Raw genomic sequence first — 26,101 nt, 5'->3', positions numbered from 1 at the left:
CTGGTCACGCTAGGCCATCGTCGCAGCTCGCATGCAGGAGGTTGACGGTGTCCACCGTCGCGCTCAAGGACGTTACGAAGGTCTGGCCGGACGGAACCGTGGCAGTCTCGCACGTCGGCCTCGACGTGCGGGACGGGGAGTTCCTGGTGTTGCTCGGCCCCTCGGGCTGCGGCAAGTCCACCATCCTGCGCATGATCGCCGGCCTCGAGGACCCGACCTCGGGCACCATCCTGCTCAACGGCGAGCCGGTGACCGACGTACCGCCCCGGGATCGCCAGATCGCGATGGTATTCCAGGATTTCGCGCTTTATCCGCACATGACGGTGGGCGGCAACATCGAGTTTCCGCTCAAGCTGTCCGGTGTGGATCCCGGGCCGCGTGCCGAGCGGATCGGCGACGTCGCCGCCGCGCTGGGCATCGGCGAACTGCTGGGCCGCAAACCCACGCAGCTCTCCGGCGGCCAGCGCCAGCGGGTGGCGATGGGCCGGGCGATCGTGCGCCGCCCGGGCCTGTTCCTGATGGACGAGCCGCTGTCCAACCTCGACAGCGGGCTGCGCGCCGAGCTGCGCGCGGAGATCACCGGCATGACCCGCGAGCTCGGCGTCACCACCATGTACGTGACGCACGACCAGGCCGAGGCGCTCACCATGGCGGACCGGGTCGCGATCATGCGCGGGGGCGTGCTGCAGGACGTGGGCACCCCGACCGAGGTGTACGGACGCCCGGCCACCCTCCACGTCGCCGCGTTCCTCGGCTCCCCGCGGATGAACCTGCTCGAGGCGTCGGTGTACGTGCACCTCGACCGCTACGTCGTCCTCCAGCTCGGCGAGCAGGCCCTCCATCTGCCGTGGCACGACATCCGCGCGCGGGCGATCGCGCACTACCACGGCGAGCGGATCGTGGTCGGGATGCGGGCCGAGGCGCTCACCCCGGTCGCCCCGGACGCGCCGGGCGACGTGCTGCGGGGGCGGATCCGCTATCTTGAGCACCACGGCCACGAGTCGCTGGCCTTCCTCGACATCGGCGCCACCGCGATCGTCGTCGACGAACTCGGCAAGCTCGCCGCCGGGGCGGTACCCGCCGGCGGGGCGCTGCGCCGGGTCGGCGGCGCCCTGCAGCGGCTGGCCGGGCGCTCGGAGCGGGCGGCGCCGGAGCGCCCGGAGAAGGTTTCCGTGCTCAGCGACCCGGGTCGCCACCACCGGCGCCCGGCCGAGGTCGCGGTGCGGCTCGCGCCGTATCCGGCGGTCTCGCCGGGGCATCCGCTGGCGATCGGCGTACGGATGGACGCGCTGCACTTCTTCGACGACCGGGGTGACCGCATCGACGTCGGTTGGCGCTGACCGGACTTTTCGCTCACCTGGAAATGACGGTTCCGTGTCGTTGACACGGTGCCGTATCGTTCGCCACACGTCGGTGCGAGGGCGTATCGGCGTCACGATCGAAGGGTGGCGACCAATGGCGAACGCATCCGGACTGTTGGTGATCGAGCGAATACTGCGCGACAGGCAGGGGATCTGGCAGCAGGTGGTCGAGGACCGCTCTCTGCCGAAGCTCACCGGGCAGATGCTGGTCAGCTCGGTGATCGCCCTGGCCTGTTACGGCGCGGTGCTGGGATCCTTCCACAGTGTGCTGATGGCGCTGACCTCCGCGGTGAAGCTGCCGCTGCTGTTCCTGGTCACCCTGGCCATCTGCCTTCCGACGCTCTACCTGTTCAACCTGGTATTCGGGGCGCGGCTGTCCGTTCGCCAGTCCCTCGCCCTGGTCATGGTGGCGCTGACCGTGACCGCCATGCTGGCGCTCGCGTTCGCCCCGATCGCGCTCTTCTTCCTGATCACCGCGCCCGACTACGGCTTCTTCAAGCTGCTCAACGTGGTGATCCTGGCGCTCTCCGCGCTGGTCGGGCTGCGCTTCCTCACCGGTGGCATGCGAGTGCTCAACGAGAACGGCCTGCTCGCGCCGGAGCGGACCGAGGCGCCGGCCGCTCCCGCGGTCAAGGCGCCCGAACCGGCCCCCGAGCCGGTCCCGGCCGGTGCCGCGGTGAACGGCACGACCGCCCCGGCCCCGGCCCCGGCCGCCGCCACGCCGGCCGCTGCCACGCCGGCCGTCACCACGCCGGCCACCGCGCAGGTGCCGCCGGGCTACATGCTGACGCCGATCGGACACCAGCGCCCCGCACCGCAGCCGGCGCGCCAGCCGGCGCCGCCCAGCATGACGCTGCTCTACATCTGGATCCTGCTGTTCGGCTTCGTCGGCACCCAGCTCGCGTGGACTCTGCGGCCCTTCTTCGGCAGCCCGGGGATGAAGTTCAGCCTCTACCGCGACATCGACGGGAACTTCTACGCGGAGATCCTGCGTACGCTGTCCCATCTTTTCTGATCTTGAATACGGCGCTCCGAGAACTGCCACGGAGGCGGCACACAGCGTAGGCTGCTCGGCGGTGGAGGAAACCGTCGGCCAGGAGATGCTGCGTCCGGCTCCGGGCAGGGAGCCGCCGGACGCTCCTTCACTGCAGGCAAAAGGCGGCGGCGACCTCCTCGACCGGGTCTTCGGCCGGGACGACATCACCGTGCTGCGCCACGAGGTCATCCAGCGGATCGCGCCGGGCCTGCTCGGCGACCGGCTGGACGGCTTCGTGCTCGCCGTCAACGAGGTGATCACGAACGTCGTGCTGCACGCCGGCGGTAGCGGGCGGCTCCGGCTGACCCGGACCCCGACGGCGATCTGGTGCACGGTCACGGACTCCGGGCCGGGCATCCCCGAGGAGCACCAGCGGCCGCCCGCGGTGCCCGAGGCGTTCGAGGACGGCGGCCGGGGCATCTGGCTGGCGTACCAGCTGTGCGACGAGGTCACCATGGCGACCGGTCCGATCGGGACCACCATCGGGCTGCGGATGGATCTTCCCGGGCGGATCACCGCTGCTGACCTGCGGGGCGGCGTACCAGCCGCCGGTTGAACTTCGCATGAAACGCCGTGGAAATGTCGTCATCCGCATTCAAGCGTGTTCTTCGGCGGAGGCGACTACATTAGGCCGGTGCTCGGACTACCTCCTCACGTGACGGCATGCCTCTTCGATCTCGACGGCGTGCTGACGCAGACCGCCCTGGTCCACAACGCGGCGTGGAAGTCGACCTTCGACGCCTACCTGCAGCGACGCGCCACCCAGCTCGGCGAGGCGTACGTCCCGTTCGACTCCGGTGCCGACTATCACCGCTACGTCGACGGGCGTCAACGCGCCGACGGTGTCCGCACCTTCCTGGCCTCGCGCGGCATCACCCTGCCGGAGGGCCTGCCCACCGACGGTCCCGACGAGGAGACCGTCAACGGCATCGGAAACCGCAAGAACCTGCTGGTTTTGCAGAAAATTCGTGAAGGGGCCGTGCAGGTCTACCCCGGCTCGGTGGACTACCTGCGCGCCGCCCAGGAGGCGGGGCTGCGCCGGGCCGTCGTGTCGGCGAGCGCCAACTGCAAGGACGTGCTCGAGGCGGCCAAGATCGACGGTTACCTGGAGGTACGGGTAGACGGCGTCACCGCCCGTGCGGAAAACTTGCCCGGCAAGCCCGCGCCGGACACGTTCCTGTACGGCGCGAAGCTGCTCGGCGTCCCGCCGGAGAACTGTGCCGTCTTCGAGGACGCTCTGGCCGGCGTCGAGGCCGGCCGGGCCGGCGGGTTCGGCATCGTGATCGGCGTGGATCGCGTGGGCCAGGCCGAGGCGCTGCGCGAGCACGGCGCCGACATCGTGGTGCAGGACCTCGCCGAGCTCCTCACCCGGTAACCCCCACATCTGACTTTCTTCTCTTCTCAGTTGCGAGAGGCACCACCGTGATCCGTGAACGGGCCTACCCCGTCGACCCCTGGCACATCCGGGAGACCCGGCTGGACCTGGAGCTCCTGGCCCAGTCCGAGTCGGTCTTCGCCCTGGCCAACGGCCACATCGGCATCCGCGGGAACCTGGACGAGGGCGAGCCGCACGGCCTGCCCGGCACCTACCTGAACTCGTTCTACGAGCTGCGGCCGCTGCCGTACGCCGAGGCCGGCTACGGCTTCCCCGAGTCGGGTCAGACGATGGTCAACGTCACCAACGCCAAGCTCATGCGCCTGCTCGTCGACGACGAGCCGTTCGACGTGCGCTACGGCGAGCTGCGCTCCCACGAGCGCACGCTCGACCTGCGCGCCGGCACCCTGGAACGGATCGTCGAATGGGTGTCCCCGTCCGGGCAGGCGATCCGGGTACGCACCGTGCGCATGGTGTCCTTCACCCAGCGCGCGGTCGTCGCCTTCCTGTACGAGGTGGAGCCGCTCAACTCCCCGGCCCGGCTGATCCTGCAGTCCGAGCTGGTGGCCAACGAGCAGCTCCCGCCGACCAGCAAGGACCCCCGCGTGGCGGCCGTGCTGGACCACCCGCTGCAGGCCGAGGAGATGCTCGAACAGCGCACCGGCGGCCTGCTCGTGCACCGCACCAAGGCCAGCGACCTGCGGATGGCCGCGGCGATGGAGCACCTCGTCGAGGCGCCGGGCAAGCACGCGGTCACCACCGAGGGCCACCCCGACTGGCTGCGGACCACCGTCGCCTGCAAGCTCGAACCGGGGCAGAAGCTGCGGGTCGTGAAGCTGGCCGCGTACGGCTGGTCCAGCAACCGTTCCCTGCCCGCCGTGCGGGACCAGGTGGGCGCGGCCCTCGCCAGCGCCCGGCTGGACGGCTGGGAGGGCCTGATCGAGGCCCAGCGGGAGTTCCTCGACGAGTTCTGGGACCACTCCGACGTGCGCGTCGAGGGCGACCCCGAGGTGCAGCAGGCGGTGCGCTTCGGGCTCTTCCACACGCTGCAGGCCGGTGCCCGGGCGGAGAAGCGCCCGATCGGCTCCAAGGGGCTCTCCGGCCCGGGCTACGACGGCCACACGTTCTGGGACGCCGAGACGTTCGTGCTCCCGGCGCTGACCTACACCCAGCCCTCGGCGGCGGCCGACGTGCTGCGCTGGCGGCACTCGACGCTGGACCTGGCCAAGGAGCGGGCGCAGACGCTGGGCCTGCAGGGCGCGGCGTTCCCGTGGCGCACCATCCGGGGGCAGGAGTGCTCGGCGTACTGGCCGGCCGGCACCGCGGGCTTCCACATCGGCGCCGACATCGCCGACGCGGTCCGCCGCTACGTCTCCGCCACCGCCGACTACGACTTCGAGCGGGAGGTCGGCCTCGAACTGCTCGTCGAGACCGCCCGGCTGTGGCGCTCGCTGGGCCACCACGACCGGCACGGCCGCTTCCACATCGACGGCGTGACCGGCCCGGACGAGTACACGGCGGTGGTGGACGACAACGTCTACACCAACCTGATGGCCCAGCAGAACCTGTTCGCGGCGGTGGAGGCCGCCAAGCGCCACCCCGACCTGGCCCGCCGGCTCGGCGTGGACGAGGAGGAGATGGCCTCCTGGCGGGACGCGGCTGCCGCCGTGCACATCCCGTACGACCGGGAGCTGGGCGTGCACCAGCAGTCGGAGGGGTTCACCCGCCTGCAGGAGTGGGACTTCGAGAACACTCCGCCGGAGGCGTACCCGCTGCTGTTGAACTATCCGTATTTCGATCTCTACCGCAAGCAGGTCGTGAAGCAGGCCGACCTCGTGATGGCGATGTACGTCCGCGGCGACGCCTTCACCCCGGAGGAGAAGGCCCGCAACTTCGCCTACTACGAGGCCCGGACCGTCCGCGACTCGTCGCTGTCGGCGTGCATCCAGGCCGTCCTGGCCGCCGAGGTGGGTCACCTGGAGCTGGCCCACGACTACCTGGGCGAGGCGGCCCTGATGGACCTGCACGACCTGCACCAGAACGCCCGGGACGGCGTGCACGTGGCGTCGCTGGCCGGCTCCTGGATCGCGCTGGTCGCGGGGCTCGGCGGCATGCGCGACTACAACGGCCGGCTCTCCTTCTCGCCGCGGCTGCCGACCCGGATCAACAGCCTGGAGTTCTCCCTGCTGTGGCGGGGCCTGCGGGTGCGGGTGGAGGTGTCGGCGAACGAGGTGACGTACTCGCTGCGCAACGGCGGCGGCTCGGCGCGGCTCGAGCTGCTGCACCACGGCAAGGAAGTGACCGTGACCCAGGTCAAGCCGGTGGTGGTGGCGATCCCGCCGGCGCCGCCGACCGGCCCGGCCCCGACCCAGCCGGCGGGGCGGGCGCCGGTCCGTCGCGCCAGCGGTCAGTAGGACGGCACCGCAAAGCAAGGAGCCCCCGCCGGACGGCGGGGGCTCCTTCGCGCGCGTGGGGCCTGCTACAGCATGGAGACGTGCACGTGGTCCGTATGGTCGCTGTCGCCGGAATACGAGCTCCAGCCCGTCGCCGGGAACCAGACCATCTTGTTCCAGATGACGTAGAGGATGCCCAGCCGGTCGGCGTTGCGGACCAGGAAGGCCATCAGGTTGTTGCCGTACTCGCGGGTGTCCTGGTTGTGCCAGGGTGAGAAGCCGCTCTTCTGCAGGGACCAGTCGCAGGCGCGGCCCTTGGGATGCTCGAACGGGCCGCCGGGGCGGAAGCAGCCCACGAACCGGTTGAAGCCGGCCTTCTTGACTTCCTTGTACATGTGCATCGTCCGGGCCGTGACGCACCCGCCGGTGGTCTCGTCGTCGACGTTGCACCCCTCCGGGGCGAACTCGCCGTCGCCGTTGCGCGGCGCGGGCGCGGCCACCTTCGACTTGAGGGTGACGAAGCCGCCCGTCACGGCCTTGCCGCCGACCAGGTTGAGCGCCTTCTCCGCGGACTCCTTCTGCTTGCGCATCGCCTCGAGGTTCTGGTTCTGAACCTTGATCTCCTGGTCGAGCCGGGCCTTCGCGGTGGCGACCTGGTCGATGGCGGCCTGCAGCTTCTGCAGCTTGCCGTCGTTGACGGCGTTGATCTCCTCGAGCGAGACCGCCTTCTCCAGGAACGCGTCCGGCGACCGGACGTTGAGCAGGAAGCCCATGGTCGACAGGCCGCCCGTGCGGTACTGCTGGGCCGCGACGGCGTTCACCTGGGGCAGCAGGGCGTCCCGCCGGGCCTCCGCGTCCTTCACCTGCACGGCCAGCTTGGCCTGCGCCTTGGTGGAGCGGGTGACCGCGGCCTTGGCGGCCAGGAAGCGACGCCCCGTGCTGTCCAGGACGTCGTTGAGCATCGGGTTCGCCTTGCCGTCGTCGGGGGTCGACGAGCTTCCGCCGGGCGCCGCGGACGCGGGGGCTCCCGGGGCGACGATCATGGTGATCGCGAGCAGTGGTGCCAGGGCGAGGACCAGCCACCGGCCGGGTCTTGCCGTCATGCAGTTTCCTTCCGTGTTGCCGCCTACCGGGTTAGCTGACGGGTTCGGGACGGAAGCGATCCCTACCGCAAGGCTCTGCGGATTCACCCCTTTTCAAGGTGGTTCCCCGATTCGCCGCGTGGCGATTGAGCGGTGGTCCGCCGGCACCTTGGGGGCGGTGCCTTCCTGGCAGTGACCGGCGGAAAGCTTACCTGAAGACGGCCGTCGCATCAGCGCCCGCGAGGGGGAGAAAAGTGTTACCACGCAACGACTTTGCGTTACCGCTCGATGGGATGACGCAGGTCGCGGCCCGTAACGGGCCATCAATGTGAGTCGTTGCATTCCGCCTCACACTTCTAACTGCTTGTGTGCGAACGAATGCACACAGTGCGACACCTGTCGATGGTGGAAATCCGTGGGTAGTCTTCGTCACGGTTCCATCACGGAACCGCCGCCCAATCGCCGAAAGGCGAGCCGGGGACCCAACCGGTAATGGGGTGAATCCGCAGAGTCTTGCGGTAGGGATCGCTTCCGTCCCGAACCCGTCAGCTAACCCGGTCGGCGGCCGACGGAAGGAACGCACGTGAGGCTCGACCCTCTCCGGCGGCGATTGGCGAGCGTGCTCGCGGTCCTCGTCGCCACCTCGGGGCTGGCGCTCGCCGCCCCCACCACGGCCGGCGCCGCGCCCCGCCCGCCCGCGGCGCCGGGAGACTCCGGCGACGACGGCGAAGGCGGCTCGAAGTCGCTCGTCGAGCAGCTCGAGGCGGCCTCGAAGGGCTTCGTCGAGGCCCGGGAGGCGCTCGCCCGCTCGAAGAAGCGCCAGCAGGAGGTCGCCGCGAAGCTCGAGGCGATCGACGCCGAGCTCGGCCCCCGGCAGGGCGCCCTCGACGACATCGCCCGGCAGTCGTACCGCACCGGCCGGCTCGGCCCGATGACCGCCCTGCTGACGGCGGACTCCTCGCAGGGCCTGCTCGATCGCGCCACGACGCTGGAGTCCGTCGCCGTGAAGCAGGAGCATGCGCTGCGGCAGCTGCAGGAGACCCGGGCCAAGCAGGCGAAGGCGAAGCTGGTGATCGACGCGGAGGTTCGCGACCAGCAGCGCCAGCTCGACATCATGACCAAGCGCAAGGCTCAGGCGGACAAGGCCTTGAAGGCGGCGAACGCCGCGGCCGGCGGCCCGGGCGGCAGCGCCCCGGGCGGCAACAGTGCGCAGGCGGGTGCCGCACCGCGCAACCCCAACGGCGAGCTGCCGGACGAGTCGTGCAGCCTGGACGACCCGACGACCAGCGGCTGCATCACGCCCCGCACCCTGCACGCCATGAAGGAGGCCCAGGCCGACGGCTTCGACCACTTCGTGTCGTGCTTCCGCCCGCAGGGCAGCGGCGAGCATCCGCTCGGCCGGGCCTGCGACTTCGCGGCCGACAAGGACGGCTTCGGCGGCGTCGCGACCGGCGCCAACCGGACCTACGGCGACCGCCTGGCGGACTACTTCGTCGACAACGAGGGCCGGCTGGGCGTGCTCTACGTCATCTGGTTCAAGCGGATCTGGTTGCCGAGCAGCGGATGGCAGCCGTACCTGCGCGGCACGGGTGAACCGAACAGCGATCACACCAACCACGTGCATCTGTCGATGCGATAGCGCGGACGGATTCCAGGGGGGCCGCCCGGCCGCCCTGGACCGTCACTTCTTGACGTACGCCTCGTACTCCTTGAGCACCGCGTCGGTGGGGCCGTCGGCGCGAATCAGCCCGGACTCGAGCCAGATGGCGCGCTCGCAGGTGTCCCGGATCGACTGCTCGCTGTGGCTGACCAGGAAGACGGTGCCCGCCTCGGCGCGCAGGTCGCGGACCCGCTGCTCGCTGCGCTTGCGGAACTTCGCGTCGCCGGTGGCCAGCGCCTCGTCGATGAGCAGCACGTCGTGCTTCTTCGCCGCCGCGATCGAGAAGCGCAGCCGGGCGGCCATGCCGGAGGAGTACGTCCGCATCGGCAGCGAGCTGAAGTCGCCACGTTCGTTGATGCCGGAGAAGTCGATGATCTCCTTGACCTGCGACTTCACCTGCTCCGGGGTCATCCCCATGGCGAGGCAGCCGAGCACCACGTTGCGCTCGCCGGGCAGGTCGTTCATCAGGGCCGCGTTGACGCCGAGCAGGGAGGGTTGGCCGGCCGCGTAGATCGCGCCCTTCTCGACGGGGAGCAGGCCGGCGATCGCCCGCAGCAGCGTCGACTTGCCGGAGCCGTTCGTGCCGATCAGGCCGATCGCCTCGCCCTTGTACGCGACGAAGCTCACGCCCTTGATCGCGTGCACCTCCCGCAGGGTGGCGGGCTTGGTGCCGGTGATGATCCGCTTGAAGGCGGCGACCGGGCTGTGCGTGCCGGCGCCACCGGCCTGGTGCACCCGGTACACGACGTGGGCGTCGTCCACGATCACGGTGGGTTCACGCTGGTCAGCCACGGCCGTAACCCTTCTCTCCGCGCCAGAAGTAGACGAACCCGCTGAGCCCCACCACGAGGGTCCAGGCGAGGGCCTCCAGCCACAGCACCGTGGGGGACGCCGCCAGCGGCACGTCCTCCATGAGGGCGTGCCGCATGAGCTCGATGAAGACGAGCAGCGGGTTGGCCTCGACGACCGCGAGCAGCCAACCGTCGAGTCTCTGCTCGAACATGGTCACCGGGTAGAGGACGGCGGAGCCGTAGAACCAGATGCGCATGATGAAGGGCACGAGCTGCTTGAAGTCGGCGACCTTGGAGCCCAGCCGGGCCGCCGCCATGGCCAGGCCGGCGTTGAAGACGGCCTGGAGCAGGAAGATCGGAATCACCAGCAGCCAGTCCAGGGTCAGCGGCTCGCCGAAGCCGAGGGCGATCAGCATCAGGACGGTCATCGAGGCGAGCGTGTTGCGGATCTCGACCGTGGTGATCGCCAGGGGCAGGCTCGCGCGCGGGAAGTGCAGCGCGCGGATGAGCCCGAGGTTGCCGCTGATCGACTGGATCCCGGCCTGCACCACCGACTGGGTGAACTGGAACATGAAGACGCCGGTGCACAGGTACGGCACGAAGTTCTCCACGCCGCGGGCGGTGTCGAGGACGAAGCCGAAGATCACGTAGTACACGGCCGCGTTGATCAGTGGCGTGAGCACCTGCCACACCATGCCGAGCCGGGTCTTGCCCAGCGACGACGTGACCTTGGCATTCGCGTACGACGAGATGAAGTGGCGGTACGACCACAGCATCCGCGTGTACGCGGGCAGGCTCGGCAGCTTGCCCGCCGCCGTGAGGCCGTGCCGGCGGGCCAGCTCCCGCAGCGGGGTGCCGGTGTCGGAATCGGCGACCGCCGTCTGGGGCATGGGGTAGCGCTCCGATCTCGTCGGTCCGTCAGGGGCGGAGGACCTGGGTGCATGCGCGGCACCACACTAATCAGTGTGCCGCGATGAAACGCCGTCGTATCGACGTTAGCCGGAAATTTAGCCCACGGAACGTCGAAACGCAACCGTCACGTCGTCGCGTATATAGTGTCCCCCGTGGCGACAGGTAAACGTGCACCCGCCGGGGCGGCGGTGCTCCGCGGCGACATCACCGCGGCGATCCGCAACGCGGTGATGAACGAGCTGGCCGAGGTCGGCTACGGCCGGCTCTCCATCGAGGCGGTGGCCCGCCGGGCCGGCGTCGGCAAGACCGCGGTCTACCGCCGCTGGAGCAACAAGCTGGAGATGGTGCTGGAGATCGTCTCCGGCGTGGCCGAGCGTAGCGTCCCGATGCCGGACACCGGTAGCTTCGCCAGCGACCTGCAGCTCCTGATGTTCGTCGTCAGCAAGGCGCTGCAACACCGCATCGCCTCGCAGATCATTCCCGACCTGATGGCCGAGGCGGCCCGCAATCCCCAGATCGCCGAGACCCTGCAGCGCGCGCTGCGCACCCATCAGCTGACGGTCGGCGAGCAGATCGTCGGACAGGCCGTCAAGCGCGGCGAGCTGCCCGCGGGCGCCGACCCGGAACTCGCGGTCGACCTCATGGTCGGCCCGCTCTACTGGCGGCTCGCCGTGTCCCGCACGCCGATCGGCGACGACTACGTGGAAACGCTGGCCGCAGCCGTCATGGCCGCGTTGCGAGGGAGTCCGCCGGCTCACTGATCGCGGCCGCGATCTGCTCCGGGCTCATCGGCCGGGCGAAGTGGAAGCCCTGCGCCCGCACGTAACCGAGATCACCCAGCTTCGCCGCCTGCGCCGAGGTCTCGACGCCCTCCGCGACCGCCTCGACGCCCATCGCCCGGGCGATCTGCAGCACCGCCCCCGCGATCGCGTCCGGGCCGGGAACCGGCGCGAAGGACCGGTCCAGCTTGATCTGGTCCACCGGGCAGTTCGCGAGCAGGCTGAGCGTCGACGCCCCGGTGCCGAAGTCGTCCAGGGACAACCGGACGCCCAGGGCGCGCAGGGCGCGCAGGCTCTCCTGCGTCGCGCCGCCGCCGACGGCGGTGGACTCGGTGATCTCGATCGTCAGCCGCCGGGGATCCATCCCGGTCTCCGCCAGGATGGCGGCGACGTCGGACGCGAACGAGGCCTCCTGGAGCTGGCGCGCCGAGGCGTTCACCGACATCGTGCCGGGCGCCCGGTCGCCGAGCTCCGCGGTCCACGCCACGGCCTGGCGGCAGGCCTCGCGCAGCACCCAGCGGCCCAGCGGCACGATCATCCCGGTGAGCTCGGCGCCGGGGATGAAGTCGCCCGGTCCCAGCAGGCCCCGCTCGGGGTGGTTCCAGCGCACGAGCGCCTCGACCCCGGTGAGCCGGCCCTCGGGCAGGGCCACCACGGGCTGGTAGTGCAGCACCAGCTCGTCGCGCTGCAGGGCGGCGGTCAGAGCCGTGGTGATCCGGCGCCGCTCGGCGCCCGGTGCCTCGGAGCCCGGCCGGTAGCGCTGGTAGCCGCCCTCGCCGCGCTCCTTCGCCTCGTACATGGCGATGTCGGCCTGGCGCAGCAGGTCGCCGGCGTCGTCGCCGCCGCGGCCGTCCACGACGCCGAAGCTCGCCCGGACGGCCAGCAGGTGCCCGGAGATGTCCACGGGTACGGCCAGCGCGTCCGCGATCCGGTCCAGCACCCGGTCGACGTCGCCGCCGCCCAGCCCCTCGAAGAGGATGGCGAACTCGTCGCCGCCGAGGCGCGCCACGGTGTCGGTCGGGCGTACGTTGGCACGCATCCGCTCGCCGACCTCGACCAGCAGGCCGTCGCCGACCGCGTGCCCCAGGGTGTCGTTGACCGTCTTGAAGTCGTCCAGGTCCACGAGCACGATGCTGATCGGCTGCTGCCCCGCACGGGCGACGGCGTCGGCGACGCGGGCGCCGAAGAGCGCCCGGTTGCCGAGGCCGGTCAGCAGGTCGTGGCTCGCCTCGTAGCTGAGCCGCTCGTGCGCCCGGACCGTCTCGGTCACGTCGCGGCAGTTGCTGACGATGCCGAGGACGCTCGGCTCGTCGAGCAGGTTCGCGCTGGTGACCTCCATCGTCCGGTACGAGCCGTCCTCGTGGGCCAGGCGGATCCGGCAGATCGCGGTGACTCCCGCCCGGGCGGCGACCTTGGTCAGGTGCGCGACCGCGACGGCATGGTCGTCCGGGTGCACCCGGCGGCGGAGGTCCGTACCCGTCATCGCGCCGGGCGTGCAGCCGAGCACGCGGGTGACGCCCGGGCCGGTGTACGTGATCCGGCCACCGGGCGTGGTGATCATCACGATCTCGGTGGAGTTGCGGGTCAGCAGGCGGAACCGCTGCTCCCTGCGGTGCAGGGCTCTCGCCTGGGTGAACAGCGCCGCGCCGAGGGCGGCAGGCGCGAGGAAGGACAGGGCAGCACGGCGCTGGTTCATGTCGCTCCTCTCCGATGCCAGGGGGTGTCGGCCTGGACAGATCGGTCAGGGTTGGCGCGGCATGAGCTTTACTTCGTCTTGAGCTGGGAACAGCATGGTCCTCAAGAACGGCTCAAGGCGGCCGAACAAAGGAGTTCCCCGTCCCCCACGCCCGCCGGAGCATCATGCGCACCAAGGACCTCGACGCCACCATCTTCACCTCGGCGTCCCTGCTCGCCCTCGCCTTCGGCGGCAAGCCCGACGACGCCGTGACGCTCTCGCAGCCACGTCCCGACGGCCGGCCCGGCGACTACGCGGGCTACTGGCGCAACGCCGACGACACCGTCCGGCTCTGGCTGGCCGAGGACTGGTCGTACGAGGGCAAGATCGCCGGCCGCCGGCGCAGCGCGAAGGGCACCTACCGGCCTGACGGCGACGGCCTGCTGCTCAGCGACGAGACCGGCCTGCGGACGCGCGTCGAGCGCGCCGAGTACGGCCTCGAGATGGCCGGGCACCTGCTCCACAAGGTCGCCGACCGCTGGGCCTAACGGATCCGCCCGGCGGGCCGAACCTTCAGGCATGCGGCTCATCAAGTTCCTGTTGCCGGTGCTCGCCGTCCCGTTCGCCGTGGGTGGATGCGGGGTCCTGGGGCTCGGCTCGGCCACGGGTACGCCCGCACCCTCCGCGAGCGCGACTCCCGCACCCGGCGACGGCTGGACCATCTACGCCGCCGGCAGCGCCACGCCGACCCCGAAGACCTCCTACCGCGGCTCCCGGTCGCCCGCGCTGCCCCCGGTCTCGTTCCTGCCGTCGCCGCCGGAGGGGTGCGCCAAGGAGTGGACCGTCGACCCGGTCCTCATTCCCCTCGAGGTCACCCCGGGCGCGGGCAAGCTGACCGTCACCTGGCCCCGGCAGTACGACTCCGACTACCGCATCACCGCGGTCAAGCAGACCATCGTCTCCGGCACTCAGCCGCCCTACACGTGGCAGGAGGTGCCGGCCGGCGACGGTTGCACGATCACCGCCACCATCAGCGGGCTCGCCTCGAACGTGCCGTACATCGTCTGGCTGGACGCCCCCGGCACCGGCCACGAGCGGGACGGCACCCGGCGGCCGTACAGCGGCCGCTCGGCCGTCGTCTATCCGCTCTGACCGGCCGTCAGTAGCCCGGGTCGGCGGGAGCGTCGCCGCCCTCGCCACCCTCGCCGCCCTGGGCGGGAGCGGGCTGGATCGAGTCCGGCAGCGGCTTGGTCTTGCCGCCCTTCGGGTTCACGGCGAACCAGGTGCCGTTGACACCCTGGCCGAGGATGTCGCCCGGCTTGGCGTCCTTCGCGAAGTAGTACACCGGCCAGCCGTCGATGGTCACCTGGCAGGTTCCGTCGGCGCGCTCGACGTACCCGAGGCTCTTCGGGTCGAGGCCCTCGGGAAAGATCTTGCCCGGCGACTTGATCAGCAGGGGCGGCCAGGCCTTCGCGCAGTCGCCGTTGCAGGTGGCCTGCGGCGGCTTGTTGCTGTCCTCGTCGAAGCGGTAGAGGGTACGGCCGGCGCCGTCGGTGACGTACGTGCCGATCTGCGCGTTCGGGACGGCCTTGAGCTCGACGGTCTTGCTGCCCGTACGGATGCTGGCCGGCGGGGTGACGTCCTTGCGGGACGCACCGCTGTAGATCTTCACCCACTTCTGGGTCTTCGCCACGGTCGGCTCGGGGACCGGGGTCGCCGGCGCGTCGGGCGTCTCGGCGCCGGCCAGCTCCGGGACCGATACTCCGGTGGAATCCGCGGGCGCGTCCGCGGCCGGTGGCGTGGTGGACTCGGCGGCCGCGACCTCGACGGCCGCGGTCTCGGCGGGCTGGGCACAGGCGGTGAGCCCGAAGACGCCGGTCACGGCGACGGCCACGGCGGCGATGCTGGTGCGCTTCATTGTTCTCCCCCTTGTGAAGCGGATGTACTCCACACGGAGGCCTGCCGGATCCGGTTCAGTGAGGTTTGCTTGAACCGTTGTGACGCGGCATACGTGTGTGGAGAGTCAGAGCGACGAAGGGTCGAGGTCATGGGGACCGCCGTCACCGGGGGGAAGAGATGCCGGGGTTGAGACTCCACCGTCGCCGGGAGGTGGCTGATGAGGCACTGGTCAGATCGCTGTTCGAGGAGCACGGGCGGGCGATGCTCGCGTACGCCACCCAGCTGACCCGCGACCGCGCCGCCGCCGAGGACGTCGTCCAGGAGGCCCTGGTCCGCGCCTGGCGGCACCCGGACAGCCTGGTCAACGGCAAGGGGTCGGTGCGCGGCTGGCTGCTCACCGTGATCCGCAACATCGTCGTGGACCAGGTCCGCGCCCGCAACGCCCGCGCCCCCGAGGTGCGGGAGAGCCCGGTGGAGGTGGCGTCCGACGACGACCACGCCGAACGGGTGGTCAACTCGATGGTCGTCGTGGACGCGCTGAGCCGGCTCTCCGCCGAGCACCGCGAGGTCCTCGAGCAGCTCTACCTGCAGGGCAGCACCGTGACGGAGGCGGCCAAGACGCTGGGCATCCCACCCGGAACCGTCAAGTCACGCTCTTTCTATGCACTCCGGGCACTACGCGAGCAGAAGGCGCTGAGCCCCGCCGGAACGGAACGGTCTGCATCATGAAGACGAATCACGTGGACCTCGCCGGCTACCTGACGAAGTCGTTGGACGCGGACCAGATCCGCGAGGTCGACGAGCATCTCGCCGAATGCGACGAGTGCCGGGCCGAGGTGGAATCCCTGCGGGAGTGGACGATGGCGCTCGAAGCGGTGCCCGAGGCAATGCTGCTGGACGGGCCGCCGGACGACGCGGACCTGCTGTTGCAGCGCACGCTGCGGCAGATACGGAAGGAGTCGGCCGGAACCCGCCACCGGCGTTCCGCCCTGGTGGGAGTGGCCGCTGCGGTCGTGATCGCGGCGTCGGTGGCCACCGGTGTGGCGGTCGGCCAGTCGACGGCGCCGACCCCGCTTCCGCCTCCGCCCAACGCCCAGCCGGCGGTGCCGGGGACCAGGACGGCTACGGCGGTGGACCCGGGGACGAAGGCGCGGATCGCGGTCGCGGTCGCGCCCGCGCCCGGCTGGGTGCGGATCAAGGCGGCGGTCTCCGGGATTCCGCGGGGTGAGCGGTGCCGGCTGGAGGTCGTGGCCAAGGACGGTACGTCGGTCCTGGCCGGAAGCTGGGTCGTCTCCGAGGCCGGCGCCAACGAGGGCACGACGCTGGACGGCAGCGCGCTGGTGCCGCCGGATCAGGTCGCCTCGGTGCGGGTGGTCACCGAGGGTGGAAAGCAGTACACCAGCGTCACCGTGTGACGCCCGCCGTGCCGGCACCCGTCCTCCTCCGGGTGCCGGCACGGCGGCTTTCGCGCGGCAGGCCGGCCTCCCGGTAGGCCGGCCTCTCAGGCGGTCGGCAGGCCGGCCTCCCGCCACGCTCGGAAGCCGCCCGCGAGATCGGTCGCCCGGCGCAGTCCGAGGTCCTGCAACGCCGCGGCCGCCAGGCTGCTGGTGTATCCCTCCTGGCAGGTCACGATCGCTTCCAGGTCGTAGTGCGTGAAGGCCAGGCGGGCGTCGCTGCGGGGGTCGAGACGCCATTCGAGCACGTTGCGCTCGATGACGATCGCGCCGGGAATCTCGCCGTGCTCGGCCCGCTGCGCCGCCGGTCGGATGTCGATCAGGACCGCGCCGCGGGCCATGGCGCGATGGGTCTCATGTGGGCCGAGCCGCACCAGGCGGGCCCGTGCCCGGGCGAGCATCTCGTCGATCCCCACCGATCCCGCGGGCGCTCGGCCCGGGGCGGCGCTTCCGGCGGTCACCATTGGGAGCCGGCGCGTTCGACGGTCACGACATCCAGGCCCGACGCGCTGATGCGGTAGTGCGTCATCGTGGTCAGGGCGGGGCCGTACGCGTGGATGCTGACGGCCGGGAGGTCCGAGCGGTTGGTGATCCGGTGGATGTGCCGGCTGCCGAACCGCCGGCCGGCGCCCGTGCCGAGCTCGCGAGCGGTGGCCCGGAGCGGTCCGCCGGGGGAGACGGCGACGGTCTCCTCGACGAGCGTGCCCGAGAAGACGTGGAACGCCCCCGCCGAACCGCCGTGGTCGTGCAGGTCGGTGCCCTGGCCCGGCAGCCAGGTCAGCAGCCACACCTCGTAGTCCGGTTCCGCCGCGAGCCGGTGGTACCAGCGGTCGACGGCATTGAAGCGGGGGGTCACCGCCCAGGAGTGCGGTTCGGCGGCCAGGCGCTGCGCGATGGCGAGATGGTCGAGGCGGATGTCGGTCACGGCGGCTCCCCGGTTGCATACAAAACCCATGAGTTCACTAGGGTATACCTCCGTGGAGGATCCGGCGGGCGCGGCGCGCCGCCGTGGTGGGCGATAATTGATCAACGACTTTCCGCAATTCGCCGGGACCCGAAAGAACCTCACGGTGGTTTGCCTCTTTCTTCGCCGAGGCGGAATTCGCCCCACAGCGACGGTTCGGATACTCACGGTCGAGCGAATTGACCGATGTTTCACCGGATCGGCCCATGACCTCCTCCGATCAGGCGGAATGGTCGCGCGAGCGCAGCCACCGGTATCCGAAGCGTTATATGGTCGGCGACGCCTGCGAGAGCCGGTGCCCGGAGGTCCCCCCTCGTCCCGCCTCCGAGCTACCCCCCGAAAACGAGGACGGATACGTGTCGAACTCCCGCCGCGGTGTGCTCGCCGCCGGCCTTGCCGCAGCCGTAGTCGGTTCCACGGGAATCGTGTGGACTTTGCAAGCCAGTGCCGAATCGTCTGCCTCTCCGCCGGTCTCCTCGGCGGTCTCTTCGCCGGTCTCTTCGCCGGTCTCTTCCGCGGTCTCTTCGCCGGTCTCTTCGCCGGTCTCTTCGCCGACCTCTTCGCCGGCCTCTTCGCCGGTCTCTTCGCCGGTCTCTTCGGCGGTCTCCGAGGCCATGGGCGGCCCGGCACCCGTACCGCCGGCGTTGCTGCCGTGGGGCGAGCGGCCTTCGAAGCTCAAGCGGGCGCGGGCCGGTGCCAGCAGCGCCGCGATCGCGGCCGCCGGGGCGGACGCCGCGTCGGCCGATCCCAGCGGATCGCTGGTCCCGGTCCCGGAATACGCGCCGAAGGGCCGCAACTCGAGGGCCGGCATCCTCCGCAGGGTCCACACCTCGCTCGTGCCGCCGGCGCCGCCGCCCGCCGGGCCGGTGACCCGGGCGACCGGCGACGTGTTCTTCCACTACGCGGTCGGCACCCAGACCGGCGAGACCGACGGCACCTGGGCGAACGTCAGCATCGCCAAGCCTGAGCTGGCCCGCGGCGACTTCCACACGCTGGCCGAGATCGCGGTGCAGTCCGCCGACGGCCGGCAGATCGTGGAGGTCGGCTGGACCGTGGACCGGCAGGTGAACGGCGACGACGACCCCCACCTGTTCGTCTACTACTGGAAGAACCGCGAGCCGAGCTGCTACAACGCGTGCGGCTTCGAGGTGTACGGCAACGCGTCGATCAAACCCGGCGACACCCTCCCGACCGGCGTGCAGAAGCGGTTCGGCATCCAGCACTCCAACGGGGTGTGGTGGATCGCGTACGACTCCGAGTGGATCGGCTACTTCCCCGACCGACTCTGGGACGGCACCTACACCCGCGGCGGCCTGACCCAATGGTTCGGCGAGGTCGCCGCGTCCACCGACCGGCCCTGCACCGACATGGGCAACGGCCTCGTGGTCTCGGACGGCAGCGCGGCCCGCATCGGCACCATCTCGATGACCAACGGACCGGAACCCCGGGCGACCGTACGGGCCACGAGCCCGCACTACGGAGTTCTGGCCCTCAGCGACCGCACCTTCCGTTTCGGTGGCCCCGGAGCCTGCTGAGCAACCTTCCGGCGGCACAGGCCCGGTCCCGTTCGAGGGACCGGGCCTGTTTGCCGCGCGCGGATCGAACCGGGCGGCCCCCGCCGGGGTACAACGAGGCATCGGACCGGGCGGGAGGCAGCCATGCGGCGACGGGTCAGTCCCGACGAGGAGCTGATGACCGCGCTCTACACCGAGCACTACGCAGTCCTGCTCAGCTTCATCTCCCGGTACGTGCACGACCGGCACAAGGCCGAGGACCTGGTGCAGGAGACGCTGTTGCGGGCCTGGCGGCACATCGACCACCTCGACCCGGCCCCGGGGCGTACCCGGTCGTACCTGCTCACCATCGCACGCAACGTGGTGACCAACGCGTGGCGGGCCGAACAGCGCCGGCCGCACCTGGTCGCCGACGAGGCGGCGGTCGAAGCAGTGCCCGCCTCCGACAACGTCGACCAGCTGGTCGAGGGCTGGCTCGTCGCCGAGGCGCTGGAGCGGCTCTCCGCCGACCACCGGGCGGTGGTGCAGGCCATGTACTACGAGGGACAGACCGTCGCGGACGCGGCCCGGAACCTGGCGGTGCCGGAGGGCACGGTGAAGTCCCGGGCGTACTACGCCGTACGCGCGCTGCGGCAGGCGTTCGAGGAGATGGGGGTGCTGCGATGATCCCCGGCCACGACGAGCTGCGCAGGCTGCTCGGCGGCTACCTGCTCGGCGGCCTCGACGACGCCGACACCGACCGGCTCGACGCGCACCTGCTGGACTGTGACGACTGCCGGGCGGAGGTGGAGCGGCTCGGGTCCGTACCCGAGCTGTTGCGGTCCTTGCAGGACTCCCCGCCGGCGGCGGTCGCACCCGGCGAGCGGCCCAGCGCGGACCGGATCGCCAGCCTGCTCGGCCGGATGCGCGCGGAACGCGCCCGGCAACGCCGCCGCAGCGGCATCCGCTGGCTGGCCGCCGCGGCGGTCGCCCTCGTGGCGGGGGTGTCGGCCGGGATCGTTCTGGACCGGGACGAACGGCCGTCGCCGCCCCCGCCGCAGGCGGCGCCGAGCCGGCCACAGGCGACGCCGGGGCAGTCGCCGCCGGCGGTCACGGCGACCTTTGAGCCGGCGGTGGGTAGTGGTCTCTCCGGTCAGGCCGTGCTCACCGGCAAGACCTGGGGCGTCTCGATCGATCTGACCGTGTCCCGGCTCAGCGGGCGTGGCCCCTTCGTCTGCCAGGTCCGCAGGGCCGGCGGCGGCGCGGCCGAACAGGCCGCGACGTGGGGAACCACCCCGAGCGGGAACGCCAGGGTGACCGGGGCGAGCTCGATCCAGCTGCGGGACGTGAGCACGGTGGCCGTGGCGGACGGTCAGGGGCACGTGTTGGGTACGGCACGCCTGAACTGAGTTGCACGTTCCCCGGCAGGAGGACCAGGCGTCGGCGGCCTCGCCCGGTCGTGCCTGCGCTGTCCCGCGCGGAGCGCGGCGTCCACCGAGGCGACCGACGCCACGGGGGACGTTCCGGGCGCGGTCGGTCAGCCGCCGATGCAGTTCTGATCAGGCGTCGTGCAGTCGCTCGCGCGTCGCCCGCGGCAACGAGCACGCCGCGGTGCCGCCCGGCATGAGGTGGCGGTGGCCGGCGATCCATCGGTACACCGGCCAGGCCAGCAGGCCGACGGGCTTGAGCTGCAACGCCCGCCCGGGCACCTCCCACAGCCGCCCGGCGTCGCGCAGCAGCAGCGCGACGGCGTCCGGCCCGGAGGCGATCGTGCCGTCCGCGGCGACCCACTGCACGGCCTCCTCCACCTGCTCGAGCGTCAGGCCGAGGGCGTCCAGGTCGGCGAACTGCCAGGGGACCACGGTGGCGCGTGTCGGGATACGGCGCTCGATGAAGTGGGCGCAGGAGGTGCAGAATGCGCAATCGCCGTCGTACACGAGGGTGGGCGTGGTCATGCGGCCATCCTGCCAGGCGTTGCGTTCACAGCTTGCGCGCCCGGTGGACACGCCTCGTCGCGTCGCGCCTCGTCCCGTCGCGCCTCGTCGCGTCGCGCCTCGTCTCGTCGCGTCGCGTCGCGCCTCGTCCCGTCGCGCCTCGTCGCGTCGCGCCTCGTCTCGTCGCGTCGCGCCCGGTCGCGCCTCGTCCCGTCGCGTCCCGCCCCGCTGCGCCGCCCCCGTCGCACCCCTTCCCGTTGCGCCCGTCGCGCCTCGCCGCGTCGTGCCTCGCCGCGTCGCGCCCTGCCGCGTCGTGCCTCGCCGCGTCGCGCCCTGCCGCGTCGTGCCTCGCCGCGTCGCGCCCTGCCGCGTCGTGCCTCGCCGCGTCGCGCCCTGCCGCGTCGCGCCCTGCCGCGTCGCGCCTCGCCGCGTCGCCTCGCGCCCCGCCCCGTTGCGGCCGTCGCGCCTCGCCGCACCGCGCCCCGCCGCGCCTCGCCCCGCGGCGTCGCGCCTCGCCCCGTCCCGCTTTGGTGCGGAACAGGGTCGCGCTCTCCGCTCGTGCGACCTCCGGCGGGCATGCGGCGATCGACTCATGTGCCTCCGGCCCCTGGGGCCCCCTTCCGCCCGTTTGTGTCTGTGTTCCGCGCGTCTGTGTTCCGGTCGGTGGAGCTCCGTTTCAGGTCATGCGACGGAGGCGAACCAGGAAGGTCTGTGCAACCACCACCGCGGCGAGGAAGGCACCGCTGATGACCTGCTGATAACTGGTGGGCACACTGCCCACCTGATTGAGCATGTTCTGGATCACCCCCAGTAGTAGGACACCCGCGATCGTGCCCGCGATGGTGCCCGCGCCGCCGGTCAGCAGCGTGCCGCCGATCACCACCGCCGCGATGGCGTCCAGCTCCATGCCGACGCCCAGCACCGTGACACCGGAGCCGAGCTTGGCCGCGTTGATCGCCCCGGCCAGGCCCGCGAGCAGGCCGGAAATGACATAGACCCACACTTTGGTACGCCGCACGGCCACGCCCATGAGGCGCGCGGCATCCTCACTCCCGCCGACGGCATAGACCGCATGTCCGAACCGGGTACGTGACAACAGCACCATGCCTACTCCAAAAACCGCCGCCACCAGCCACACCGGGTAACCGATGCCGAGGAACGCGCCCGTGCCGAAGCCGCGAAACGCCTCGTCGCTCACGAGGTAGGTGGTGGAGCCCTCATCGCTGAGGGCACGCATGAGACCGCGAGCGCCGAGAAGCGTGGCGAGAGTGACGATGAACGCCGCCATCCGAGTGTGGGCGATGAGCAAGCCGTTCATCAAGCCGATCAGTCCACATGCGACCAATGGTAAGAAGAATGCAAGAATCAAACCCCATTGAGACGCATAGGCTGAGATGACGCCGCCGAGGACATAAAGAGATCCCACGGAAAGGTCGATGCCACCGGTGATGATGACAAAGGTCATACCTAGCGCGAGAAGGGCGGGCGGCGCCGCGGCGATCAGAATCGTGCCGGCGTTGTCATAACTGCGGAAGTGGGGAAACGCCGCTGAGGCGATGACCACGACCACGACGAGAACGGCCAGCGCCCCCTGCCGCTGCATCAGGTCCGCGAGCCGGACCATGCGCTGCGACCGGCGTAACTCCCTCGCAGCGGCTGCGGCCGCACTCGCGGACGCCGGTGTGCCCACAGCCGCGTCGGCGCGGGCTCGCTTCGTGGCTGCGATGGCAGCGGTCGCCGTGCTGACGGCTGTGGCTGCGTTGGTGGTGTCGGCGGATGCTGTGGCTGCGTTGGTGGTGTCCGCGGATGCTGTGGCTGGCTTGGTGATGCCGGCGGCGGTGAGGGGCTCAGCGGTACCTGAGGGTGGTGTGGACGGATCGGTGATTGAGGCTGCGGTGGAGGCCGCGTTGGTCACTCTGGCTGGGTTGGCGGTGTTGGCTGGGGTTGTCGAGGGATCGGTGTGCGGGTTCACCGGTTCTTCCTCTCCCGGGCGGCGAAGACGGCGACGAGGATGATGACGGCCTGCACCATCTCGGTGGTGGACGGCTGCAGGTTGTGCCTGATCATCGTGGCCACCACGAGTTGCATGAGGAGAGCGCCGGCGACGGTGCCCACGACGCGGATCGTGCCGCCGGTCAGCGGGGTGCCGCCGACCACCACGGCGGTGATGGCGGAAAGCTCGATGAGCATTCCTACCGAGGAGGCGTCGCTGGACTGGATGCGAGCGACTGCCAGCAAGCCGGCAAAGGAAGCGAGAACGGCACAGACTATGTAGACAGTGAGGAGGACGCGGGTGACCGGAACACCGGCGAGTTCCGTGGCGGGGCGATTGCCGCCGATGGCGAGGAGCCGTCGGCCGAGAACCGTCCGCCGGACCACGAAGGCGATGACGACGACCAGCAGTGCGGCGATCCACACCAGCACGGGAATGCCGAGCAGGTCTCCCGAGCCGAGGAAGAGCAGGCTCTCATTGCGGATGTCCTTGAGCTGCCCGTCGGAGATGACCAGCGCGAGCCCCCGGCCGCCGACGAAGAGCGCCAGGGTCGCCACGATGGGCTGCAATCCGACCCGGGCGACCAGGATGCCGTTCACCAGGCCAACCGCCACACCGGCGAGCACCGAGACGAGGACGGCAGCGATGACACCGTAACCGAGATAGAGCGGGATCAGTGCGGCCGCCAGGGCCATCACGGAGCCGACCGACAGGTCGATTCCCTCCGTGCCGATCACCAGCGCCATACCGAGCGCCACGATGACGACCGGCGCGACCTGGACGAGCTGGGTCCGTAGGTTGCCCGGGGTCAAGAAGTTCGGCGTGAAGAGCAGGTTGTAAGTGACCAGGACCAAGATCGCGGCGTAGACGCCGTATCTCGGCAACCAGGCGCGCACCCGTCCCAGATCCACGCCGGCCCGTGTGCCGGCCACGACCTCAGTCGTCATCGCCAACCTCCCGGTCCCTCACCCTGCCCGCCGCTGCCGGTCCAGCCCCCGACCCGGCCCCGGTCGTGGGTGGCGGCTGGGATGTGGTGGCTCTGGTCGTGGGTGGTGGTTGGGGTGTTGTCGGCCCGATCGGGCGTGGTGGTTGGGGTGTTGTGGCTCCGGTGGTGGGTGGCGGTTCGGGTGCTGTCGGCCCGGTGGCGGGTGAGGGACCGGCTGCCTCGCCCGCGGACACGGGTCCGGTGGCAGCTGCTGGCTTGGCGGCTGTGGGTCCGGTGGCAGCTGCTGGCTTGGCGGCTGTGGGTCCGGTGGCAGCTGCTGGCTTGGCGGCTGTGGGTCCGGTGGCAGCTGCTGGCTTGGCGGCTGTGGGTCCGGTGGCAGCTACCGGCTCGGTGACTGCCGGTCCGGTCGCTGCTTCGTGGGCTGCCGTGGCGATTGTTTCCAGCAGTGCTTCGGTGGTGACGTTCTCGCCCTGGAGTTCGCCGATGATGGTGCCGTCGCGGAGGACTACGACTCGGTGGGAGCCTTCGACGAGTTCTTCGGCGTCGGAGGAGACGAGGACCACGCCGAGGCCTTCGGCGGCCAGATCGTCGATCAGACCTTGCACCTCGGCCTTGGCGCCGATGTCGATGCCGCGGGTCGGCTCGTCGAGGAGCAGTATGCGGGGGTTGGTGGCGAGGAGCCGGGCTAGCAGGACCTTCTGCTGGTTGCCGCCCGAGAGGTCGCCGACGCCCTGGTGGGGGCTCGATGCCTTGATTCGCAGGCGGGTCATGTACCGGTCCACGATCTTGTCGATCTTGCGGTCGGACACCAGGCCCCACCTCGACAGCTGGGGCAGGACGGCGAGCGCGATGTTCTCGCGCACCGAGAGACCAGGCACGATTCCCTCGGCCTTGCGGTCTTCGGGCAACACGGCGATACCGGCCCGTACCGCCCGGACGGTGGTGGGATGTCTGAGGTCCTTGCCGTCGACCTCGATGACGCCGCTGTCGATCGGGTACGCGCCGGCGATCGCCTTGATCGTCTCGCTGCGCCCGGCACCGAGCAGGCCACCCAGCCCCACGACCTCGCCTCGCCGCACCGTGAAGCCGATGTCGTGCAGTCGCTGCCTGCTGCTGAGGCCGGTAACCCTCAACACCGGATCACCAGCGTGCGAGTCGCCCTCACCGACCTGCGAGCGACTTGCGTCGGCTTGCGGATGGTCCGTGTCCGTGGGGCGTTGGCTCGTGTCGGCTCGTGCATCGCTGCCGGTTACGCGGGTGTGGCCTGGGTGGGCGTGTGCGTGGTCGTCGGTTGCGCGGGTGTGGCCTGGGTGGGCGTGTGCGTGGTCGTCGGTTGCGCGGGTGTGGCTTGGGTGGGCGTGTGCGTGGTCGTCGGTTGCGCGGGTGTGGCTTGGGTGGGCGTGTGCGTGGTCGTCGGTTGCGCGGGGGCGGCTTGGGTGGGCTTGCGGCTCGTCGTCGGTTGCGCCGGTGTGGCGCGGTGCGGGATTGGCATCTGCCCGGGTTCGGCCTGCGTCGGCGCCGGCGGGGCTCGGTGTGGCCTGCCGGTTCCCCGGGATCGGAGACGGTGTCCCGGAACGACTGCTGCTGTGGTGAGTGGCGAAGGTGGTGAAGCCCTGGCGGCGTACCGTCGCCGTCTCCCGGCCCAGCATGAGAGCAACGAGCCTGATGCGTTCCAGATCGGCGAGCCTCCCCGTGTGCACCACCTTCCCGTCGCGCAGGATCGTGACCGTGTCGCAGATCCGGTACAGCTCGTCGAGGCGGTGGCTGACGTAGACGACTCCGATGCCCTTGGCGTGCAGGTCGCCGATGACGCCGAAGAGGGTTTCTACCTCCCGGGGTTCGAGCGATGACGTGGGCTCGTCCATGATGACGACCCTCGCGTCGATCATCACCGCTCGGGCCAGGGCGACCATCTGCTGGGCTCCCAGGGCGAGAGTGCCGAGCTGCCGGCGTACGTCGGTGGCGACGCCGTAGCGCGACAGTACTTCCCTGGCCTCGCGGACCATGCGCTTCTCGTCGAGCAGACCGAGCGTGGTGCGTGGCTCGCGGCCCAGGAACAGGTTGTGGGCCACGCTCATCAGCGGGATGAGGTTGACCTCCTGGTGGATCGCGGAGATTCCGGCTCGCTGGGCGTCCATGGGGGAGTCGAACCGGACCGGTTCGGCGCGGTAGCGCAGCCGGCCGCGGTCGGGGTGGTGGACGCCGGTGAGCACCTTGATGAGGGTGGACTTCCCGGCGCCGTTCTCTCCTACGAGGGCGTGCACCTCGCCCGGTTGCAGGGTGAAGGACACCCCGTCCAGGGCGCGTACGCCGGGGAACTCCTTGCAGACGTCGACGACTTCGAGCAGCGCCAT

The 26,101-nt window shown here is 70.8% G+C and carries 26 protein-coding genes and 2 riboswitches; of the genes, 14 read left to right on the top strand and 12 right to left on the bottom strand.

The genetic code is table 11. The features are described from left to right. Positions 1–47: 47 nt before the first annotated feature. From IEY99_RS21925 to IEY99_RS21905, 5 genes are all read left to right on the top strand, one after another. Positions 48–1,340, top strand: a complete 1,293-nt coding sequence (locus tag IEY99_RS21925; RefSeq protein WP_189205912.1) for an ABC transporter ATP-binding protein — start codon at positions 48–50, stop codon at positions 1,338–1,340. A gap of 115 nt (positions 1,341–1,455) precedes the next feature. Then, on the top strand, positions 1,456–2,376 hold the full coding sequence (locus tag IEY99_RS21920; protein WP_189205911.1) for a hypothetical protein: 921 nt from the start codon (positions 1,456–1,458) through the stop codon (positions 2,374–2,376). 61 nt (positions 2,377–2,437) lie between these two features. Beyond that, positions 2,438–2,953 carry an ATP-binding protein gene (locus tag IEY99_RS21915; RefSeq protein WP_189205910.1) on the top strand — a complete coding sequence of 172 codons (516 nt, stop codon included), beginning with the start codon at positions 2,438–2,440 and terminating at the stop codon, positions 2,951–2,953. Positions 2,954–3,031: 78 nt separating this feature from the next. Further along, a complete protein-coding gene (locus IEY99_RS21910) occupies positions 3,032–3,772 on the top strand; it encodes an HAD family hydrolase (protein WP_189205909.1) in 741 nt (246 codons plus the stop codon). 47 nt (positions 3,773–3,819) lie between these two features. Further along, the gene (locus tag IEY99_RS21905; RefSeq protein ID WP_189205908.1) at positions 3,820–6,186 is read left to right on the top strand and encodes a glycoside hydrolase family 65 protein; all 2,367 of its coding nucleotides are present in this window, start codon (positions 3,820–3,822) and stop codon (positions 6,184–6,186) included. 65 nt (positions 6,187–6,251) lie between these two features. Here the strand turns inward: IEY99_RS21905 and IEY99_RS21900 are convergent, their stop codons facing one another. Beyond that, positions 6,252–7,268 carry a coiled-coil domain-containing protein gene (locus IEY99_RS21900; RefSeq protein WP_189205907.1) on the bottom strand — a complete coding sequence of 339 codons (1,017 nt, stop codon included), beginning with the start codon at positions 7,266–7,268 and terminating at the stop codon, positions 6,252–6,254. A gap of 4 nt (positions 7,269–7,272) precedes the next feature. Next, positions 7,273–7,410, bottom strand: a riboswitch (cyclic di-AMP (ydaO/yuaA leader). Positions 7,411–7,689: 279 nt separating this feature from the next. Then, positions 7,690–7,827, top strand: a riboswitch (cyclic di-AMP (ydaO/yuaA leader). Between the two features lie 3 nt (positions 7,828–7,830). On the opposite strand from IEY99_RS21900, the gene IEY99_RS21895 reads away from it, so the two are divergent. Further along, the gene (locus IEY99_RS21895; RefSeq protein WP_189205906.1) at positions 7,831–8,886 is read left to right on the top strand and encodes a coiled-coil domain-containing protein; all 1,056 of its coding nucleotides are present in this window, start codon (positions 7,831–7,833) and stop codon (positions 8,884–8,886) included. 42 nt (positions 8,887–8,928) lie between these two features. Here the strand turns inward: IEY99_RS21895 and IEY99_RS21890 are convergent, their stop codons facing one another. Together IEY99_RS21890 and IEY99_RS21885 are read right to left on the bottom strand one after the other, a co-directional pair. Further along, positions 8,929–9,699 carry an ABC transporter ATP-binding protein gene (locus IEY99_RS21890; protein ID WP_189205905.1) on the bottom strand — a complete coding sequence of 257 codons (771 nt, stop codon included), beginning with the start codon at positions 9,697–9,699 and terminating at the stop codon, positions 8,929–8,931. Further along, a complete protein-coding gene (locus IEY99_RS21885; RefSeq protein WP_189205904.1) occupies positions 9,692–10,588 on the bottom strand; it encodes an ABC transporter permease in 897 nt (298 codons plus the stop codon). Before IEY99_RS21885 ends, IEY99_RS21890 begins: the two co-directional genes overlap by 8 nt. A gap of 174 nt (positions 10,589–10,762) precedes the next feature. On the opposite strand from IEY99_RS21885, the gene IEY99_RS21880 reads away from it, so the two are divergent. Beyond that, positions 10,763–11,371, top strand: a complete 609-nt coding sequence (locus tag IEY99_RS21880) for a TetR/AcrR family transcriptional regulator (protein WP_189205903.1) — start codon at positions 10,763–10,765, stop codon at positions 11,369–11,371. On the opposite strand, the gene IEY99_RS21875 is transcribed toward IEY99_RS21880, so the two are convergent. Next, positions 11,334–13,085, bottom strand: coding sequence for a putative bifunctional diguanylate cyclase/phosphodiesterase (locus tag IEY99_RS21875; protein ID WP_189205902.1), 1,752 nt, complete (start codon positions 13,083–13,085; stop codon positions 11,334–11,336). The genes IEY99_RS21880 and IEY99_RS21875 overlap by 38 nt on opposite strands. 164 nt (positions 13,086–13,249) lie before the next feature. Here IEY99_RS21875 and IEY99_RS21870 point away from each other — a divergent pair, with 164 nt between their 5' ends. Then, complete coding sequence (locus IEY99_RS21870) at positions 13,250–13,612, top strand: hypothetical protein (protein WP_189205901.1); 363 nt, start codon at positions 13,250–13,252, stop codon at positions 13,610–13,612. Between the two features lie 31 nt (positions 13,613–13,643). Continuing rightward, positions 13,644–14,216, top strand: coding sequence for a hypothetical protein (locus IEY99_RS21865; protein WP_189205900.1), 573 nt, complete (start codon positions 13,644–13,646; stop codon positions 14,214–14,216). Between the two features lie 7 nt (positions 14,217–14,223). Here the strand turns inward: IEY99_RS21865 and IEY99_RS21860 are convergent, their stop codons facing one another. After that, the gene (locus IEY99_RS21860; RefSeq protein ID WP_189205899.1) at positions 14,224–14,982 is read right to left on the bottom strand and encodes a hypothetical protein; all 759 of its coding nucleotides are present in this window, start codon (positions 14,980–14,982) and stop codon (positions 14,224–14,226) included. A 158-nt stretch (positions 14,983–15,140) separates the two neighbouring features. Between IEY99_RS21860 and IEY99_RS21855 the strand changes: the two genes are divergently transcribed. Both IEY99_RS21855 and IEY99_RS21850 read left to right on the top strand, forming a co-directional pair. Further along, positions 15,141–15,692 (top strand): sigma-70 family RNA polymerase sigma factor, encoded by a 552-nt coding sequence (locus tag IEY99_RS21855; protein WP_189205898.1) that lies wholly within the window; start codon positions 15,141–15,143, stop codon positions 15,690–15,692. Further along, positions 15,689–16,378: an anti-sigma factor family protein gene (locus IEY99_RS21850; protein WP_189205897.1), complete on the top strand. Its 690-nt coding sequence runs from the start codon at positions 15,689–15,691 to the stop codon at positions 16,376–16,378. The genes IEY99_RS21855 and IEY99_RS21850 overlap by 4 nt, the downstream gene beginning before the upstream one ends. An 86-nt stretch (positions 16,379–16,464) precedes the next feature. On the opposite strand, the gene IEY99_RS21845 is transcribed toward IEY99_RS21850, so the two are convergent. The 3 genes from IEY99_RS21845 to IEY99_RS21835 form a co-directional block, all read right to left on the bottom strand. Next, entirely contained in the window at positions 16,465–16,881 is a 417-nt protein-coding gene (locus IEY99_RS21845; RefSeq protein ID WP_189205896.1) for a rhodanese-like domain-containing protein, read from the bottom strand. Continuing rightward, positions 16,875–17,342: a cysteine dioxygenase gene (locus tag IEY99_RS21840; RefSeq protein WP_373293411.1), complete on the bottom strand. Its 468-nt coding sequence runs from the start codon at positions 17,340–17,342 to the stop codon at positions 16,875–16,877. Before IEY99_RS21840 ends, IEY99_RS21845 begins: the two co-directional genes overlap by 7 nt. 304 nt (positions 17,343–17,646) lie before the next feature. After that, a complete protein-coding gene (locus IEY99_RS21835; protein ID WP_189205894.1) occupies positions 17,647–17,997 on the bottom strand; it encodes a hypothetical protein in 351 nt (116 codons plus the stop codon). On the opposite strand from IEY99_RS21835, the gene IEY99_RS21830 reads away from it, so the two are divergent. The 3 genes from IEY99_RS21830 to IEY99_RS21820 all read left to right on the top strand — a co-directional run bounded on the left by IEY99_RS21830 (position 17,996) and on the right by IEY99_RS21820 (position 20,283). Further along, positions 17,996–18,916, top strand: a complete 921-nt coding sequence (locus IEY99_RS21830) for a neprosin family prolyl endopeptidase (protein WP_189205893.1) — start codon at positions 17,996–17,998, stop codon at positions 18,914–18,916. The genes IEY99_RS21835 and IEY99_RS21830 overlap by 2 nt on opposite strands. A gap of 123 nt (positions 18,917–19,039) precedes the next feature. Beyond that, complete coding sequence (locus IEY99_RS21825; RefSeq protein WP_189205892.1) at positions 19,040–19,561, top strand: sigma-70 family RNA polymerase sigma factor; 522 nt, start codon at positions 19,040–19,042, stop codon at positions 19,559–19,561. Beyond that, a complete protein-coding gene (locus IEY99_RS21820; RefSeq protein ID WP_189205891.1) occupies positions 19,558–20,283 on the top strand; it encodes an anti-sigma factor family protein in 726 nt (241 codons plus the stop codon). The genes IEY99_RS21825 and IEY99_RS21820 overlap by 4 nt, the downstream gene beginning before the upstream one ends. A gap of 150 nt (positions 20,284–20,433) precedes the next feature. Here the strand turns inward: IEY99_RS21820 and IEY99_RS21815 are convergent, their stop codons facing one another. The 4 genes from IEY99_RS21815 to IEY99_RS34410 form a co-directional block, all read right to left on the bottom strand. Next, positions 20,434–20,829: a thiol-disulfide oxidoreductase DCC family protein gene (locus IEY99_RS21815; RefSeq protein WP_189205890.1), complete on the bottom strand. Its 396-nt coding sequence runs from the start codon at positions 20,827–20,829 to the stop codon at positions 20,434–20,436. A 655-nt stretch (positions 20,830–21,484) separates the two neighbouring features. After that, the gene (locus IEY99_RS21810) at positions 21,485–22,780 is read right to left on the bottom strand and encodes an ABC transporter permease subunit (RefSeq protein ID WP_229799086.1); all 1,296 of its coding nucleotides are present in this window, start codon (positions 22,778–22,780) and stop codon (positions 21,485–21,487) included. After that, positions 22,777–23,748: an ABC transporter permease gene (locus IEY99_RS21805; RefSeq protein WP_189205889.1), complete on the bottom strand. Its 972-nt coding sequence runs from the start codon at positions 23,746–23,748 to the stop codon at positions 22,777–22,779. The genes IEY99_RS21810 and IEY99_RS21805 overlap by 4 nt, the downstream gene beginning before the upstream one ends. Then, positions 23,738–26,101, bottom strand: a complete 2,364-nt coding sequence (locus IEY99_RS34410) for a sugar ABC transporter ATP-binding protein (RefSeq protein ID WP_229799084.1) — start codon at positions 26,099–26,101, stop codon at positions 23,738–23,740. Before IEY99_RS34410 ends, IEY99_RS21805 begins: the two co-directional genes overlap by 11 nt.

It is taken from the genome of Couchioplanes azureus (assembly GCF_014648355.1).
Taxonomy (GTDB): Bacteria; Actinomycetota; Actinomycetes; order Mycobacteriales; family Micromonosporaceae; genus Actinoplanes; species Actinoplanes azureus.
This window is presented reverse-complemented; position numbering and strand designations above follow the sequence as displayed.